The organism is Hominibacterium faecale (assembly GCF_020734085.1).
Lineage (GTDB): Bacteria > Bacillota > Clostridia > Peptostreptococcales > Anaerovoracaceae > Hominibacterium > Hominibacterium faecale.
In genome coordinates this window covers 160,556-176,720 of the sequence record NZ_JAJAGH010000013.1, presented here as the reverse complement: position 1 = coordinate 176,720, position 16,165 = coordinate 160,556, and the positions used below count along the sequence as shown (strand labels likewise).

12 protein-coding genes and 1 pseudogene are annotated in these 16,165 nt (G+C 45.9%); 9 read left to right on the top strand and 4 right to left on the bottom strand.

The features are described 5' to 3' along the window. Positions 1-371: 371 nt before the first annotated feature. From LG211_RS17395 to LG211_RS17385, 3 genes are all read right to left on the bottom strand, one after another. Positions 372-2,552: an MFS transporter gene (locus LG211_RS17395; RefSeq protein ID WP_269478102.1), complete on the bottom strand. Its 2,181-nt coding sequence runs from the start codon at positions 2,550-2,552 to the stop codon at positions 372-374. A gap of 33 nt (positions 2,553-2,585) precedes the next feature. After that, complete coding sequence (locus tag LG211_RS17390) at positions 2,586-3,128, bottom strand: hypothetical protein (protein ID WP_269478101.1); 543 nt, start codon at positions 3,126-3,128, stop codon at positions 2,586-2,588. 100 nt (positions 3,129-3,228) lie between these two features. Then, positions 3,229-3,810: a hypothetical protein gene (locus tag LG211_RS17385; RefSeq protein WP_269478100.1), complete on the bottom strand. Its 582-nt coding sequence runs from the start codon at positions 3,808-3,810 to the stop codon at positions 3,229-3,231. Positions 3,811-3,984: 174 nt separating this feature from the next. On the opposite strand from LG211_RS17385, the gene LG211_RS17380 reads away from it, so the two are divergent. Together LG211_RS17380 and LG211_RS20175 are read left to right on the top strand one after the other, a co-directional pair. Continuing rightward, positions 3,985-4,512, top strand: coding sequence for a TetR/AcrR family transcriptional regulator (locus LG211_RS17380; RefSeq protein ID WP_269478099.1), 528 nt, complete (start codon positions 3,985-3,987; stop codon positions 4,510-4,512). Between the two features lie 44 nt (positions 4,513-4,556). After that, a pseudogene (locus tag LG211_RS20175) lies at positions 4,557-4,754 on the top strand (type II toxin-antitoxin system mRNA interferase toxin, RelE/StbE family); the annotation flags it as partial. 63 nt (positions 4,755-4,817) lie between these two features. On the opposite strand, the gene LG211_RS17370 reads toward LG211_RS20175, so the two are convergent. Further along, the gene (locus tag LG211_RS17370; protein WP_269478098.1) at positions 4,818-5,576 is read right to left on the bottom strand and encodes a MerR family transcriptional regulator; all 759 of its coding nucleotides are present in this window, start codon (positions 5,574-5,576) and stop codon (positions 4,818-4,820) included. Positions 5,577-5,931: 355 nt separating this feature from the next. Here LG211_RS17370 and LG211_RS17365 point away from each other — a divergent pair, with 355 nt between their 5' ends. The 7 genes from LG211_RS17365 to hydA all read left to right on the top strand — a co-directional run bounded on the left by LG211_RS17365 (position 5,932) and on the right by hydA (position 16,141). Further along, entirely contained in the window at positions 5,932-7,362 is a 1,431-nt protein-coding gene (locus LG211_RS17365) for an aldehyde dehydrogenase family protein (protein ID WP_269478097.1), read from the top strand. Between the two features lie 195 nt (positions 7,363-7,557). Then, entirely contained in the window at positions 7,558-8,991 is a 1,434-nt protein-coding gene (locus LG211_RS17360; RefSeq protein WP_269478096.1) for a sigma-54 interaction domain-containing protein, read from the top strand. 345 nt (positions 8,992-9,336) lie between these two features. Next, the gene (locus LG211_RS17355; protein WP_148397980.1) at positions 9,337-10,875 is read left to right on the top strand and encodes an NCS1 family nucleobase:cation symporter-1; all 1,539 of its coding nucleotides are present in this window, start codon (positions 9,337-9,339) and stop codon (positions 10,873-10,875) included. Between the two features lie 15 nt (positions 10,876-10,890). Continuing rightward, the gene (locus tag LG211_RS17350) at positions 10,891-12,222 is read left to right on the top strand and encodes a M20/M25/M40 family metallo-hydrolase (protein WP_269478095.1); all 1,332 of its coding nucleotides are present in this window, start codon (positions 10,891-10,893) and stop codon (positions 12,220-12,222) included. 21 nt (positions 12,223-12,243) lie between these two features. Further along, complete coding sequence (locus LG211_RS17345; RefSeq protein ID WP_269478094.1) at positions 12,244-13,473, top strand: FAD-dependent oxidoreductase; 1,230 nt, start codon at positions 12,244-12,246, stop codon at positions 13,471-13,473. Next, positions 13,464-14,720 carry an NAD-dependent dihydropyrimidine dehydrogenase subunit PreA gene (gene preA, locus LG211_RS17340; protein ID WP_253020837.1) on the top strand — a complete coding sequence of 419 codons (1,257 nt, stop codon included), beginning with the start codon at positions 13,464-13,466 and terminating at the stop codon, positions 14,718-14,720. The genes LG211_RS17345 and preA overlap by 10 nt, the downstream gene beginning before the upstream one ends. 17 nt (positions 14,721-14,737) lie before the next feature. Further along, a complete protein-coding gene (gene hydA, locus LG211_RS17335; protein WP_269478093.1) occupies positions 14,738-16,141 on the top strand; it encodes a dihydropyrimidinase in 1,404 nt (467 codons plus the stop codon). The last annotated feature ends 24 nt before the right edge of the window (positions 16,142-16,165 follow it).

Sequence of the window (16,165 nt, the reverse complement as noted above, 5' to 3'; positions counted from 1 at the left end):
CTCCAAGCATTTCCTGTCCTGATTCTTGACTTCAAGGATGTCTTTTATTCTATTTACACATAATTTTTTGGGATGCCGGCTCCTGCGGGACATGTTCGATGCCACCTGTCTGCAAAGCAAGTGTTATCTGAAAATCTATTGAATAATAGCTCCAAAGATAGATAAAACCTTACTTATTTTCTGAAAGAAAGGAAGTAAGGTTTTATGATTAGTTCGTGTTTTCTATTTTTTGAGAGCATCGAGTTTTGCTTTAGTCCGTTCTCTATTGAGACGGGAGTATATATAGCCATTTGTCATATTCTTGCTAGAATATTTCACCTGGGTCAACTTCATCGATTCTCTCTTTACATTTACGGTTTCTGAAAAATGCCTCAGTCATTGAAATGATATTTACATGATATGATCTGCAGCTCTCCTTCTACAACACGGTAGATTAACCTGCTCTGTTCCTTAATATCGCGAGTCCAGAGCTGTGATAAATCACCTTTCATCTGCTGAGGATTACCGTCTCCGCGTGAATCTCCGTTCTGCTCAATATCCCTGATCAGTGTTTTGATATGCGCATATACTTCAGGATCATGAGTCCTCAGCTGAGTATAATCATTCCAGGCTTCCGGTGCCCAGGCCTTAATTATATCATCAAATTCATGCATGATGCCTCTGCCTTGATCAAGTATCTCGATGCCTCTTTGTATGTGAGCAATATTGCCGTCATTGTAAAGAGGATCTGCCGCAAGTGTGAAAGGTATCTGTCTTTCATTGGCAACTTTCTTGGCAAATATTGCAAAAGCAATATTGGGTGTTATCCCCAGGTTTTTGCACACTTCTTTCATATCATGCATCGTAGCGGTATCAATAGAAATAGAAATGCTTTCGTTACCGCCGTTTATCGGTGCGGTCTCTGATGCCGCCGTAAATGTTTTTACAGTCACAACATTGTTTTCATCAGCTGGTGCAAAGCTTTCCGCTGTTTCTACAGGCGCAAGTGCCGTCGATTTTGCAGTTCCCTCAGGGTCTGCGTTTTCTGTTATCTTCATACCCTTAGGAATAAGCATCCACACGATACAGGCTGCCACCAGAATTACAATACCTCCGATCAAGCAGGTTATAACAATAGAGTCCGTAAATGCGTTGGCGCCTCTGTCAATTAACTCAGGAATACCGAGCATATTACCGATTTCCGATGCGGCAGCAAAGGACTGCTTCGCCTGGTCGATGATCTGATAATCTAGGCCCATAGCACTAAGACTGCCTGTGCCCATACCGTTTCTGTATATTATAGATGCAACGCTTCCCAGTATTGCAACACCCAATACGTTTCCTAAATCATAGGAGATTTCCTGAAGACTTCCGGCACTCGATGCTTTTTCAATAGGCGTTTCGCTCATAATGAGGGCAGCACCGATGGCAAGCGATCCAATACCAATACCCACAAGACAGGTTGATATCATGACAGGCAAGAGAGTAAGGTCATCCTTGAAGAAGATCAGCATGATCATTGCAGCTGCGGCCATCACCAATCCTCCGCCAATAACATTACGGGCCTGGAATCTGGAGGCCAATGCTGCTGCGCCTGTACTTGAGATCAGACTGGCAACTGCCATCGGTACCAGTTTGAGACCGGCCTCAAGTGTACCGTCACCATTAACCAATTGAAACCACTGTGACAGCATATATAGTAGTGATGCCATTGCAAAGGTACATATTGCAGTGGCGAGGACACCGGCTGTAAAGGTTCTGCTGCGGAATAATGATAAGTCAACGATAGGCGCTTTGGAATATTTGCACTTGATTACAAATAATGTCATGAGCAGCAGTCCGGCCAATACGGCAACAACGCCCAGCGTATCAAACTGCAGCTCCCCGGCAAGGTGTTTGATTCCCCACAAAAGGGCGAACATTCCGCCCAGAGCGATCAGTGAACCGACCATGTCAAACGGTCCGGGATTTTTAAGTTTGACCTCAGGCAGCACGAAGATTCCCATTGCTAGGGCAATCCCTACGAGCGGTACGTTTACTAAAAATGCAGAATGCCACTCAAAGTGTTCCAGCAGGAATCCACCAATCAGAGGTCCTACCGCTATACCCACGGCACTGATTGCCGACCATGCGGCAACAGCGAATGCCCGCTCTTTGGCATCTGTAAATATGCTTCGTACCATGGAGATGGTAACCGGCATAATCATTGCGCCGCCTATACCAAGGAATCCTCTGATCGCGATAAGATGCTCCGGCCCATTTACAAATAGTACCATGACTGAGCCGATACCAAACACTAGGAATCCTGTGAGCAATATCTTTTTTCGACCTATTCGGTCAGAGAGCGAACTTGCCGCGACCAGAAAGCCTGCCAGTACCAGCGAATAAATATCTATAATCCACAGGAGCTGGTCAGAACTCGGTTGTAACTCCCTAGTAATCTCAGGTAACGCAATATTCAGAACCGTCAGATCGATCGAAACAACGAACTGCCCGAGTAAGATCACGAAAAGTGATATCCACATACGGCTCTTTGGAATATTTTGCGGTTTCATTATAATCGTATTATCCATATCTGTCTTCCTTTCATATCAATACCGCCACTGTTAGAATGCGAGTGTTCCCATGATCTTATCTGTACTTACACCGTCTCCGTATACAGCAATCTCATAACAGGTATCAACTGAGTAAGCATATATTATCTGACCTTCATACTTCTGCCTGATACCATTGATTTCCTTTAAAAAACTGTATTCATAAGCGGTTATCTGAGCACCGTCAATGGTCTTGCTGTTTTCATTATCAATGCTCCAGAATATAGTGCCGTGATTACTTTCAATGTTTTTATGTTCGGCTTCAATCGCTTCAGCAGCTGCTTTATACGGAGCCTTTTTTAGATTCTGATATTTGATGATTATCCTGTTTACAGTCTCATCTTCGTCTTGTTCATCCTTTTTCTCTTCATAATAGATAATTCCTTTTTCTTCATCATTGCCGTCTTGTGAAGTCTCTGCCCATTCAGACGGAACTTTAAGCGTCATTCCCTGAATAGAAACCTCCCGGTTCAGACTGGAGCCGCATCCGGTAAGTATGCTGCTCATACCTAAAACCAGAGTTAAAACTAAGATTACTGATATTGTTTTTTTCATTTTTTTACCTCTTTCTCCCCGACTTTTAATATGGGGGATTGCCATATTTAGAATGAATTCCTTCTGAAATGTACGCTTGTGCATTGACTTTTTTGCTCGATTAATCCGGATTCGTTTTTTTGCTTGAAACTCCATGTAAAAAAAGTTCTTCGATTTCTTTTGCAATGTTTTTTTCTGCAATATCTCCATTCATCGCCGCTGAGATGACGCCTACTATAGTAAAGAGGAAATGAATGGTCAGCATCCGTGGCTCACATTTCAATGTAAAACCGCCTTTGCTCTGAGATTTTTGAAAAAAAACATTCAAAGCCTTTTGATACGGGATCCAGTAGTTGAATTCATAGTCGTATGGATCACCTCCGCTGAATTCCTGATAAGTAGGATTGGTACAGAGAAGACAAATGATTTCTCTGTTTGAAATGTGAGCTTCAATGATCAATCTTAATCCTATATAGTAATCATCGAAACTGCTGCCGGAAATACAGATTATCTCACTAAGAACTACCTGGATTTTTTTCTTCAGCTTATATTCAAAATCAATTTTACTGCCAAAGATACGGTAGAATGTGGCATTACTGATTCCGACGGCATCAATATGATCTTTGAGATTTCCCTGCGGGTTGTTCACAATAGATCGTGCAAAGTCCTTGATCACAGTATCGGTATCGTATTTAGTTAACACTTTATTCACCTCGCTTTCCATTGAACTATTTATGATATGCATGATACCATAAAGTATCAAATGAGTCAATATAGTATCAATAAAAATATTTTAGACTTGAATTAATCAAATAAGTAGCATATTCTATTAGATGTAATTATAGCTATTTTTAAAAAATTGAAAGGATATAAAATTATGTCGATGAATAGAGAATTACTGCAAAAACTGGCTGCTGCTTTAGTTGCAAATCCCAGAGGGACGACGAAGGATCTCGCTGAGGCTGCAGGTATCAGCAAGGCGACTCTTCATAGATTTTGCGGCACCAGAGAGAATCTTGAAAAAATGCTGTTTGAAAAATCATCTGAAGCGATCGAAGATATCATAGAAGTTGCTCAAAAAGATTTTAAAGATCATAAAGAAGGGCTTCATGATCTTATCAATATTCATTATGAATATCGTGAATATTTTAAATTCATGTACTATTTCCCTGATATGGGAAGGGAATATAATTGGGACAAATACTCGGATGCAATCGATTCCTTTTATCTAAATGGACAGAAAAAAGGAGTTTTCAAAATAGAACTCAGCGATGCTTTTTTCTCCGAAGTACTGATATCAATGCTATATGGATTATTTGATGCAGTCGACAGAGGCCGGATTGCACCAAAATCCTTAATAGAAAACATCAAAACCTTTGTACTGCACGGGTGTGCAAACAACTAATGAAGGTTTATTGAGATGTGAAGCACTTATGAAAGCGTGCGAAGGAACGGGCCGAGGATATTGCGTTATTGGATTCTGTAGTTGAAAAACTAATGTATGGATTAGAATTGGACAAAAGATCCAGAAAGCATGATCTTAAAGGAAATTACGCAGATTTCAGGGAATGTCATATACAGCGCCAAAGAAAATCGCCTGTTTTTATTACGGTGAACCAAACACGCGCTGCACGGAGCGGGGCGTAAACCACTCCCGTCCTTTCCTGCATGGCATGGATGCCCCTGCCCTGACACATGCTCAGTCCTGGCCTATATCACAGGCTTGGACTTGGAAAAATAGGATTGCAGGGCCTGGGCGATATAAGAGGAAGCACCGGGCCCATATTTTGTATCAACGATCTCTTTCGCCGTCTCACTGGAATAGCTTTCGATTACCATGTCCCAATACCCTTCACCAAGATCGGGGACCGGCGCTTTCTCTTGCGTAAAGACGACGAGTTCATGGACGACCTTTTGAACACGGTCACAAGAAGCGGGCTCTGCCAGATCAGATGTTAATTTTTCGAACAGGGAATTCTGCTTATTAAAAAATTCATCTCGATCTTCCTCTGTCAGCGTTTGCTGCTGCTCCATGATTTCTGCGAAATGCTCCATGTTGTATTTCATCGCTGCCGTATATTTCTCAACGCTGCCGAACTGCTTGATCGCCAAGCGGGCTGCGTCGGATTCATTCATCTTTAGCTGTTGCAACAGTTCATCGAATGCCTCCATACTTCCCCAATGTTTGATCACCGCATCTTCGTTACTGTCTTTAAAACTTTCCAGCGCGTCAATATATTCCGATAAATCAAATTCCGGCTTTTCTAAAATTTTCCTGATTTCTTGGAGCTTAAATCCCAACTCCTTGAAAAACAAAATCTGCTGCAGCCTTTCCAACGCTTCGCTGCTGTATAGACGATACCCGGAAGGCGTTAATTTGCTCGGCTTCAGCAAACCAATTTCATCATAGTATTGCAGCGTTCGTGTACTGATACCCGTCAGCGCTGCTATTTGCCCGATGGTTTTCATATTTATCAACCCCTTTCGTAAAATTCGTGCCTTACTAGAAAAAAGAATATACTATTACGTAACGTGAGAGTCAATCCTTTTTTCGGCTGCCTTAGGACGCGGCAGATAAGTTTAATCAAAAAGAACTGTTTCGATTTCGAAACGAACAGCGTTCCGATTGTTCCGTATACGGATCAGTTGGAATGGGGACAGGGATACCCGTCATTGTATAAAGGCAGGAGCAGTATTTTATTTTTCAACGATTGTGCCGTGATAAAGGATCGGCCTTGGATTCGGCGGCAGAATGGCACAAGATTTGCGCTTTTAAATTGATACAACCATTTATCGTTAATTGGAGGATTCGGAGGAGGATTTTATGGAAATCAATTATGAAGCGTATATGAAAGGACTTGTAGAAAGGGCGAAGAAAGCCCAAAGAATATTAAACGGATATTCCCAGGAGCAGGTGGATGAGCTTGTGACAGCCATCGCATTTTATGGCACCCGCCCTGATTTCATGCGGGCGGTGGCCGAGCAGACCGTTGCAGAAACGGGAATGGGTGATGTGGAGGATAAAATCGCAAAAATTTGGAATAAGACCATCGGCCATTATCGGGAGATGAAGGATGAAAAATCAGTGGGCCTCATTGAATACGACGAGAAAAGAAACATTGCCAAATATGCCAAGCCCATGGGCGTGATCGGCGCCTTGGCGCCGGTGACAAACGCAGAAAACACAGCCGTAGTAAAGCCGATGAATGCTATTAAAGGGCGCAACGCCATGATCCTGGCGCCCCATCCAAGAGCTGCCAAGGTCAATTTGTTTGTCGTCAATTACCTGCGGAAGGTATTGAAAAAATTCCAAGCACCGGAAGACTTAATTATTGCAGTTGAGCCCGAATATGTCAGCATTGATTGTTCCGGCGAACTGATGAAACAATGCGACTTCGTGCTGGCCACCGGCGGCGCAGGCATGGTCAAGGCGGCGTATGAGTCAGGAACACCGGCCATTGGAGTAGGAACTGGAAACGATGCGGTATATGTGGACGGTACAACGGACCTGGGGAAAGTGGCCCAAATGGTACGGACCTCCAAATGCTTTGACAATGCTACCAGCTGTTCCACAGAAAACGTTCTTTTGGTTCAGAAAGAATGTTATGATGCCTTTGTAAATGCCTTGCAGGAACACGGCGGTTTTCTGGTTAGGGAAGCTTCGGAAGAAAAGGCCAAGCTCCAGGCAGCCCTGTGGCCCAAATGGCCGGAGAATCATGCGCTCAACAGGCATATCATTGCTCAGCCCATTTCCGTTATCGCGGAGCTGGCGGAGCTGGAAATCAACCAGAACACCCAGTTCCTGTTTGTCGAAGAAAACGGTGGCATCGGCCATGACTACCCGTTTACCGGAGAGAAGCTCTCAAGAGTTACCACGCTGATTAAGACAGACAGCTTTGAAGAAGCAATGGATAAAATGGAAGCGATCATGGACTACATGGGCAAGGGCCATGGCTGCGGTATCCACACCAGTGACGATAATAAGGTGGAAAAAATGGCGCTGAGAATGCCGGTGGCCAGAATGATGGTAAATCAACCCCAAGGTGTTGGAAACAGCGGATCGTGGGAAAATGGAATGCCGATGACGATGACCCTGGGCTGTGGAACTTGGGGAAACAACAGTGTATCCCATAATGTAAACTGGAAAGATTTAATTAATATCACCCACGTATCCAGAACGCTGCCCCTCAATGTTCCGAAAGAAGAAGACTTGTTTACAGCAGAATTTATTGCGGAGAATTCCAAACCGCTATAAAAGAAGATCAGCTGCCGCACGAACCATCAATTTATTTGTTAGAGCGGCAGCTTTTGCTTATCAGCCAAACTGCTCTTACAGGCAGCTATTACATAAAAATACTCAGCAGGGGTTATTTACTACACAATCTTGTTTGATATAATGAATGAATGATTAAAATGCGAGCAGAAACAGGAGAAGATATCGAGGTATTCTATGGTCACGTTTAAGGACAAGCTATACACATTCGAAGAAATTGAAGAAAAGGTAAAGAGCGGTAATATTGGAGATGATAAAGATTTCATTGTGGAAGCACTCCGGTCCTGCTTTTTTACGGAAGACGGCATGACTGTGGTGGATGAAAAGGGCATTACCATCATGGCCAATGGTGCACACAGAAAGATTATGGGCATCGACGGCAAAGATATTGTTGGAAAAAATACCAAGGATTTGGTTACAGAAGGGATCTTCCAAAAGTCTGCCTCTGCTACGGTATTCGAATCCAAACAACAGGAAACTATAACCCAAAACCTTTCCAACGGAAAAACCATTCTGGTTACAGCCACCCCCATCTTTGACGAAGAAGGTAATATTAAACGAATCATCAACAACCTGCGGGATGTTCCCATCTTAAACGCCCTTTTCGAAGAACAGCTAAAACAAGAGACTTTGATCGATACCTACAGAAGTGAGCTTTCAAAACATAATAATATTGCTCATAAAGGACTGATTGCAGAAAGTTCGGAAATGAGGCGCGTTCTGGAAATTGCCGAGCGGGCGGCCATGAACGACAGCATTGTATTGATTTTAGGTGAATCCGGCGTGGGAAAAGGCGTAATTGCCCGGCTGATTCACGATATGAGCAAGCGGAGCAGCAAGCATATGGTTTCCATAAACTGCGGAGCCATTCCAGAATCTCTTCTGGAATCGGAACTATTTGGATATGCTCCCGGCGCTTTCACCGGCGCAAGCAGAGAAGGGAAAATGGGACTCTTTGAAGCTGCCGACGACGGCGTAGTATTTCTTGATGAGATCGGAGAACTGCCCCTTAACTTACAACCCAAGCTCTTATCCTTTCTGGAGACCGGAGAAATCATGCGAGTAGGCAGCACTAGAGTAAAAAAAGTGAATTGCCGTATCATCGCCGCCACAAATCGAGAACTAAAAGATATGGTGGATCGCAATCAATTCCGAGAGGACCTGTACTACCGGCTGAGCGTAATCCCCATTAAAATTCCGCCTCTCAGGGAGAGACGAGAAGACATCATTCCCCTGACAATCACATTTTTAAAGGAGATCAACGAAAAGAATGGAATGAACAAGACCATCAGTCAGGAAGTCCTTGAAGTCCTGAAAAAAGCCGAATGGAAGGGAAACGTCCGGGAACTGAGAAACGCCATTGAACGCTATGTTGTCCTCAGCCTAAACCAGGAAATTACCTTAGCGGATCTGCCTAAGGAAGACGCTTTCGGCCAAACAAAAGGAAGCGTTTCAACGAAAAAACTGCCGGTCTGCCTGCCCGAGCTTGTTGCGGAGATGGAAGATGAATATATAGCCTTAGCAATGAAAAAGGGCGGCAGCATCAGGAAAGCAGCTAAGCTGCTGAACGTGTCACCGACGACCCTTTTTCGGAAAATCAATCGAGAGTAGACCGTTACGGAAACGAAACGAGTATTGTTTCGTCAGTTACAAAAACGGAACGAAAAGAAGATGCCTAGCTCTTTGGCGTTGGCGTCTTTTTTTCTTTGATCGTAAAAAACCTTCAAATTAAGCGGAAGACACAGGTCTTAATTATTTTTTTAAAAATACAGAAAATTGGCATAAAAGATGCTCTATATAAAGGTGTAATACCAAACGCAGCATACGCGTTCATGGATGCGGCGCTGCTTAAAGCTATATAACAACGGCCATTGTTATGAAACAGTTTTTACTAAGAAACGTTATTCCTGAAATGAACAAAGGCGAAATCTTTGAAACTCGCCGCAAGGAGTAAATATGGAAAACAAGTATACACAAATGGAATTTTCAAAGGGACTCTTTGAATTAAATGAAGAAACCCTGAAGGAACTGTCTGATTCAAAATATATGAATGCAGATCTGGTTCCCACATCCGCATCGGAACGAACATGGAACACCTATAATATTGGAATGCTTTGGGTTGGTATGGTCATTTGCATCACTGGATTCTCATACGCAGCTGCTTTGATCGCATTGGGAATGGGACCAATCCCCGCACTGATAAACGTCCTCATTGGAAATTTGATCGTACTCATCCCAATGCAGCTTAATTCCCATGCAGGGACACGATACGGTATACCATTCCCGGTATTTGCAAGAATTTCTTTCGGACGGATGGGCTCTCATCTGCCATCCTTGATGAGGGCCATCGTAGCTGCTGGATGGTGTGCAGTCCAGTGCTGGGTAGGCGGCGCAGCCTTCTCTTCCATCATCTCTGTTTTCAGCAGCAGCTGGGATACAGAAGGTATGGGAAGATTTATCGGCTTCGGCATTTTCCTAGTCTTAACTTTAATTTTGGGGCTGAAAGGTTCTGAAGGCATCAAACGGCTGGAAAGCCTGGGCAGCCCGATTTTGATCATTCTCTGTATTGGGCTGATCTGCTGGATCGTTTCACTGGGAAACGATTGCGGTTTATCCGTAGGAGACATGTTCCTGGCAGGCAATGAACCGGCAACCCTGGAAGCCAACGGCGGTTTCCTGTACGTGTTCCTCGCCGGCATTACTAGCAATATCGCAGTTTGGGCGACCTTAGCTTTAAATATACCGGATTTCTCCAGATATGCAAAATCGCAGAAAGCCCAGTTCAGAGGTCAGCTTTATGCAATGCCCACTTCCGTTATCGTACTTGCTACCATCGGCGCGATGTTCGCCAAGGTTACGGAAGTTGCTTACGGAGAAGCCCAATTCGACCCCACCGCAGTATTGCTCCATCTGAACAATAAATTCGTTGTACTCGTCGTATCCTTGGGCGTCATTATCGGTACCCTGACAACCAATATGGCAGCCAATGTGGTGGCTCCCGCCAACGGATTTGCCAATCTGGCGCCGAAGAAAATCAGCTACAGAGTGGGAATTATCATCACCTGCATTTTATGCATTGTCTATCGGCCTTGGTGGATGTACGGCGATGCCGGAGCCTTTATGTTTACATGGCTGGGTACGTGCGGAACTATTCTGGGACCGGTAGCGGCCATTCTGGTAGCCGATTACTTTGTGGTCAAGAAAAAGAGGATCAATGTCAAGGCTTTGTATGATGAAAAAGATGACACCTACACGTACAACAAGGGCTGGAATATCAGGGCTATTGCAGCGTGGGTTCTCGGCTTTATCGTTCCCCTTCTTGGAAAATTCGGCATCGGAGGTACTTTTACCAAATGGCTCGATGCCAATAGCTACATAGTCGGATTTATTCTTGCGTTTGTTCTGTACATTCTCTTTATGAAGAGTGAAAAGAAATCTTATGTTTCAGAGGAAACCTTCGTAGAGATTACAGAAAAGAAATACGCACAACAATAGGAGGATATCTAAAAAATGTATGACGAAAAAATATATAGCATGATTAATGAAATAGCCAAAGACTTGAAAGATGACTGCATCAAATTTATCCAAAGGCTGATAAAGACCCCATCTATCAGCGGTGATGAACAGAAGCTGGCGGATATCATCGTGGCAGAAATGGAAGCGTTGGGGTATGATGATGTCAGCAGAGACAAATATGGGAATGTCATCGGTATTATCAAAGGCGATGAAGAGGGTCCGACCATTATGTATAATTCCCACATGGATCATGTTGCCCCAGGAGATGTGTCTAATTGGGAGGGTTATGATCCTTACGGCGGCAAAATTGATATCTGTGAATGTGATAATGCGGACAGAACTGCCAAGGAAATGGTGGAATGCATCCATGGAAGAGGAGCTTCCGATGTGAAGAGCGGCCACGGATTCCAGATCTACGCCGGGGCCATTTTGCTCAAGCTGCGCCAGCAGGGTGTGAAGCTGAGAGGCGACTTTATGTACACCGGCGTGGTACACGAGGAGTCGGGTCAAAACGGAGGCACCAGGCGTATGCTGGCAGAGACCTTTCCTGAAAGGGGCCTTGACTTTGATGCCATGGTTTCCTCGGAAGCAACCAGCTTGAGCTTGTACCTGGGACACCGGGGAAGAATCGAATATTTGATTACCGTCTATGGAAGAACCAGCCATGGGAGCTGCCCCCAGAACGGAATCAACGCTATATATAAGGCAATTCCAGTAATCGAAAAGATTAAAAACGAAGTCATCCCCAACTTGCCCAAGGACCCGGACGGCGAAGTGGAGCCTGCATCCATTTCCCTGAACATCATCGAATGCTCCCCAGGCGCCCTCTCCATTGTGCCCGATCAGTGTTACCTCTCCTTTGATCGCAGAACGATGATCGGAGAGACCGAAGACAGTGCGATGAAGATTCTGCAGAAAGTGCTGGATGACATCGCGGCGGAAGATCCACAGTTTAAAGCTGATATTCAAGTCAAACCCTGCATTGATACCTGCTATACAGGAGAAGTGATGAATGGATACAAGTTTACGGAAGCCTGGAAAATCAAAAAGGATCATCCCTTCACCAAAGCCTGCGCAAAGGCGCTTGCGCAGATCGGACAGCCGGTCAAGTACGGGTATTGGTCCTTTGCTACCGATGCGGCGGTCACGGCAGGTCACTACCGTAAGCCGACGATCGGCTATTCGGGGATGCAGGAACAATTTGCCCACACCCCCTTTGACAAATGCAGGACCGATTTTATCGAAAAGGCGCTGGCTGGCAACGCAGCGATTTTCTTAACCGCCGGCGAGATGGAAAAGGAAGCGTTCACAGCACTGGATTTTTAAATGAGATAGGAGGCAGAATCATTGAGTAAAGTTGTTAAAAAAGAGTATTTGGAAGAGGCAGCAGCAGGATACAATCTCCGCACTGCCAGAGAAGAAGCAAGAAGATGTTTGGTATGCTACGACGCGCCGTGCAGCCAGGCCTGCCCTGCGGGAACCGATCCCGCCAAGTTTATTCGTTCCCTGCGCTTCAACAATGTAAAGGGGGCAGCTGAGACCATTAGAAAAAACAATCCATTCGGCGGAAGCTGCGCAAAGGTATGCCCTTATGACCAGCTGTGTCAGGAAGCCTGCAGCCGGTGCGGCATTGATAAACCAATCGAAATCGGAAGGCTCCAGAGCTTTCTGGTGGAGCAGGAAAAAGCCTTTGATATGAAAAATGTTGAAGCTCCGGCTGAAAAGAAAGCCGGCAAGGTGGCCTGCATTGGTGCCGGTCCCGCATCGCTGACAGCAGCATCCCAGCTGGCACGCCAGGGGTATGAGGTTACCGTTTATGATGCAGAAGAAAAGGCAGGAGGAATGCTGACCTACGGCATTGTACCAGCCAGGCTGCCTCAGGAGACGGTGGATTACGATATCAAACTCATTGAAGAACTGGGTGTTGAATTTATACTGGGAAAGAAAGTGGAATCAGCAGAAGATTTGAAGGCAGAAGGCTATGACGCAGTCTTTGTTGGCGCGGGGTTATGGGGCCCCAAGACCGTAGATGTTCCCGGCGCTGACGCCAAGGGGGTATATGATGCGCTGGATTATTTGAAGAAGGCCAGAGAAACCGGAGGAGCCTGCGATCTGGGGAACAAGGTCATTGTCATCGGAGGCGGCGACGTGGCTATGGACTGCGCCGCAACCGCAAAGTTGGCTGGAGCAGACAAGGTGATGATCTACTATCGCAGAACCATTGAAGAGGCGCCGGCTGAAATGGCGGAGATCAACTACGTCCAGTCAATGGGTGTGACCATAACCACAGAATTTGCCCCGGAGGAAATCCTTGCCGAGGATGGAAAGGTCAGCTTCGTCCGCTTTAAAGGCCGCGACGGAGAGTCGGAAGCAAAGGTAAAAGCCGATAGGGTTGTATTTGCCATCGGCCAGACGGCAGAACCCATTTCCGGGACTGACCAGGAAGGTATTTTTATGGGAGGAGATTTCGCCAATGGCGGAAAGACGGTAGTAGAAGCGGTTAAAGACGGTAAGGAAGCCGCGGCAGCCATCATTGATTATCTGGAACAGAAAGCAGGTGTAAAAGAATGTCAGTAAAAAAAGACTTATCAATCGAATTTGCCGGAATTAAATGCAAGAACCCTTATTTTCTTTCATCATCACCAGTAGGAAATAATTACGATATGATCTCCAAATGCTTTGAAGCAGGATGGGGCGGCGTATTTTACAAGACAATCGACCTGTGGAATGAAAACGAGATTTCGCCCATCTTCGGCAGTTACGGCAATGCGGGAGAGCCCTGGACCGGTTTTAAAAACTGCGAACACGCTTCCCAGAATACATTGGAAGAAAATCTGGAGCACATGAGGCGGCTGAAAAGGGATTATCCGGATCATGTGATCTTTGCCTCCTTTATGGGGCAGACCGAAGACGACTGGAAACTGCTGTGCAGCTACGCAGAACAGGCTGATGCGGACGGAATCGAAATTAATCTTTCCTGTCCCCATATGGGCCGGGAAAATATGGGTTCGGACGTGGGCACCAATCCAAATCTGGTGGAATCCTTTACAAGAGCGTCGGTTAGCGGAACAAAGCTTCCGGTCATTGCTAAGATGACACCTAACGTCACCAATATGATTCCATCGGCCCTGGCAGCGATGAAGGGCGGTGCAGCAGGCATTTCCGCTATCAACACAGTAAAATCGGTGATTGATCTGGACCGGGATCTCTTTACGACTCAGCCGGTTATCAATGGAAAGTCGGCCATATCTGGCCTTTCGGGAGCAGCAGTAAAACCAATCGCCCTGCGCTTTATGACGGAAATGGGTAATTGTCCTGAATTGGAGGGGGTACCCATGTCGGGAGTGGGCGGAATCTACACCTGGACCGATGCGCTGGACTACTTGCTGGTAGGAGCAAGAAATGTTCAGGTAACGACTGCAGTCATGGAGTATGGCTATCGGATCGTAGAAGATATGATTTCCGGCATGCAGCATTACATGGACGAAAAGGGATTCAACAGTCTGGACGAATTGGTTGGAAAAGCCCTGCCCAACATTGTATCGCCGTCTGAGCTTACAAGGACTTACCAAATCCGGCCAAGCTTTGATGAAGAAAAATGCGTTGGCTGCGGCAGATGCTATGTATCCTGCTATGACGGCGGCCATCAGGCGATTAAATGGAATGACGAAAAGAGAAGGCCGGAGCTGGATACGGATCATTGTGTAGGATGTCATCTTTGTCAGAAGGTCTGCCCGGTATCCGACTGTATCCTGCCGGGAGAGCTGGTCTGGAGAGAGGGCTGCAGCCCGGAAAATCTGATGCTGAAAGAAATCTTTGAGTAGGAATATGAGGAACGATTATGGATTTATTAATCAAAAATGGTACCATCGTTACAGCGAGTGAGACCTATCAGGCCAACGTGGCGGTCAGCGGCGGAAAGATCGCAGCCATTGGAACGAACTTTGAAGAACATGATTTTCACGATATCGTCGATGCCCGGGGTAAATTCGTCCTCCCCGGGGCCATCGACGGCCATACCCACCTGGCGCTGCCTTTTGGAGGAACCATTTCCTCTGACGACTACTATGCGGGAACCCGATCCGCTGCCTGCGGCGGAACGACGACGGTCTTTGATTTTGTACAGCAAGACCCGGGCGAACGCATGCTGGATGCGGTGAAGCGCAGAGACGCTTTGGCTGCGCCGGACGCAGCGGTGGATTATTCCTTCCACATTGGGGTAGGAGATGTATCCACGGATGAACTGCTGGATTCCATGGAGGAAGCAGTGGAATACGGGATCCCTTCCTTTAAAGTATACATGGTCTACGACTTTGGCGTGGATGACGGTTCTTTTTATAAAGTGCTGCAAAAAGCCAAGAAAATCGGAGCCCTGGTGGGGGTTCATGCTGAAAACAAGGATGTAAACGACCTTCTTGTAAAACAGTACCTGGCAGAGGGAAAGGTTTCGGCCTGGTGGCATTATATGTCCAAGAACGAGCTGGTGGAGGGAGAGGCGGACGTGCGCGCCATCAATCTGGCGAAAATGGCAGAGGCTCCTCTTTACATCGTTCATCTGGCCGACAAGATGGGTATGGAAGCGGTAACGGAGGCAAGAAAGCAGGGCTATCCCATTTTTGCCGAAACCTGTCCCCAATATCTCCACTTTACCAATGAGGTCTATAAACGGGATCGGGGAAGAAATTTTGTCTGTTCGCCGCCAATGAAAAATCAGGAATCCCAGGATGCCATCTGGCATGGAATCGCCAATGGAAATATTACCACCATTGCCACCGATCACTGTCCATTTAAACAGGCAGAAAAAGACTGGGGGATTACGAAAAAAGACGGTACGTCCGGCGACTTTACGACCATACCCAATGGCTGTGCCGGTGTTGAAAATATGTATCCGTATGTGCTGGCCCAGGCGGGGGCGGGAAGAATCACCTTCAATAAGGCCGTCCAATTATGCGCGGCAAACCCGGCCAAGCTCTTTGGTCTCAGCCATCGGAAGGGCTCTGTGCGTGTAGGGCTGGATGCGGATTTGGTGCTGTACGATCCGCAAAAAGAATTTACCATTACCAATGAAGCTATGCATGGCGATACGGATCATACCATTTGGGAAGGCGTTAAGCTGAAGGGATACCCCATCGCTACCTATAGCAGGGGCAGATTGGTATTTAAAGACGGCGAATTTTTGGGCAGGCGGGGAGCTGGAGAACTAATTAAATGCAAGAAACTCAGCTTCCATGGACCAGAGCTGTAGGTGCAGGGAGTATAAAGGAGAATG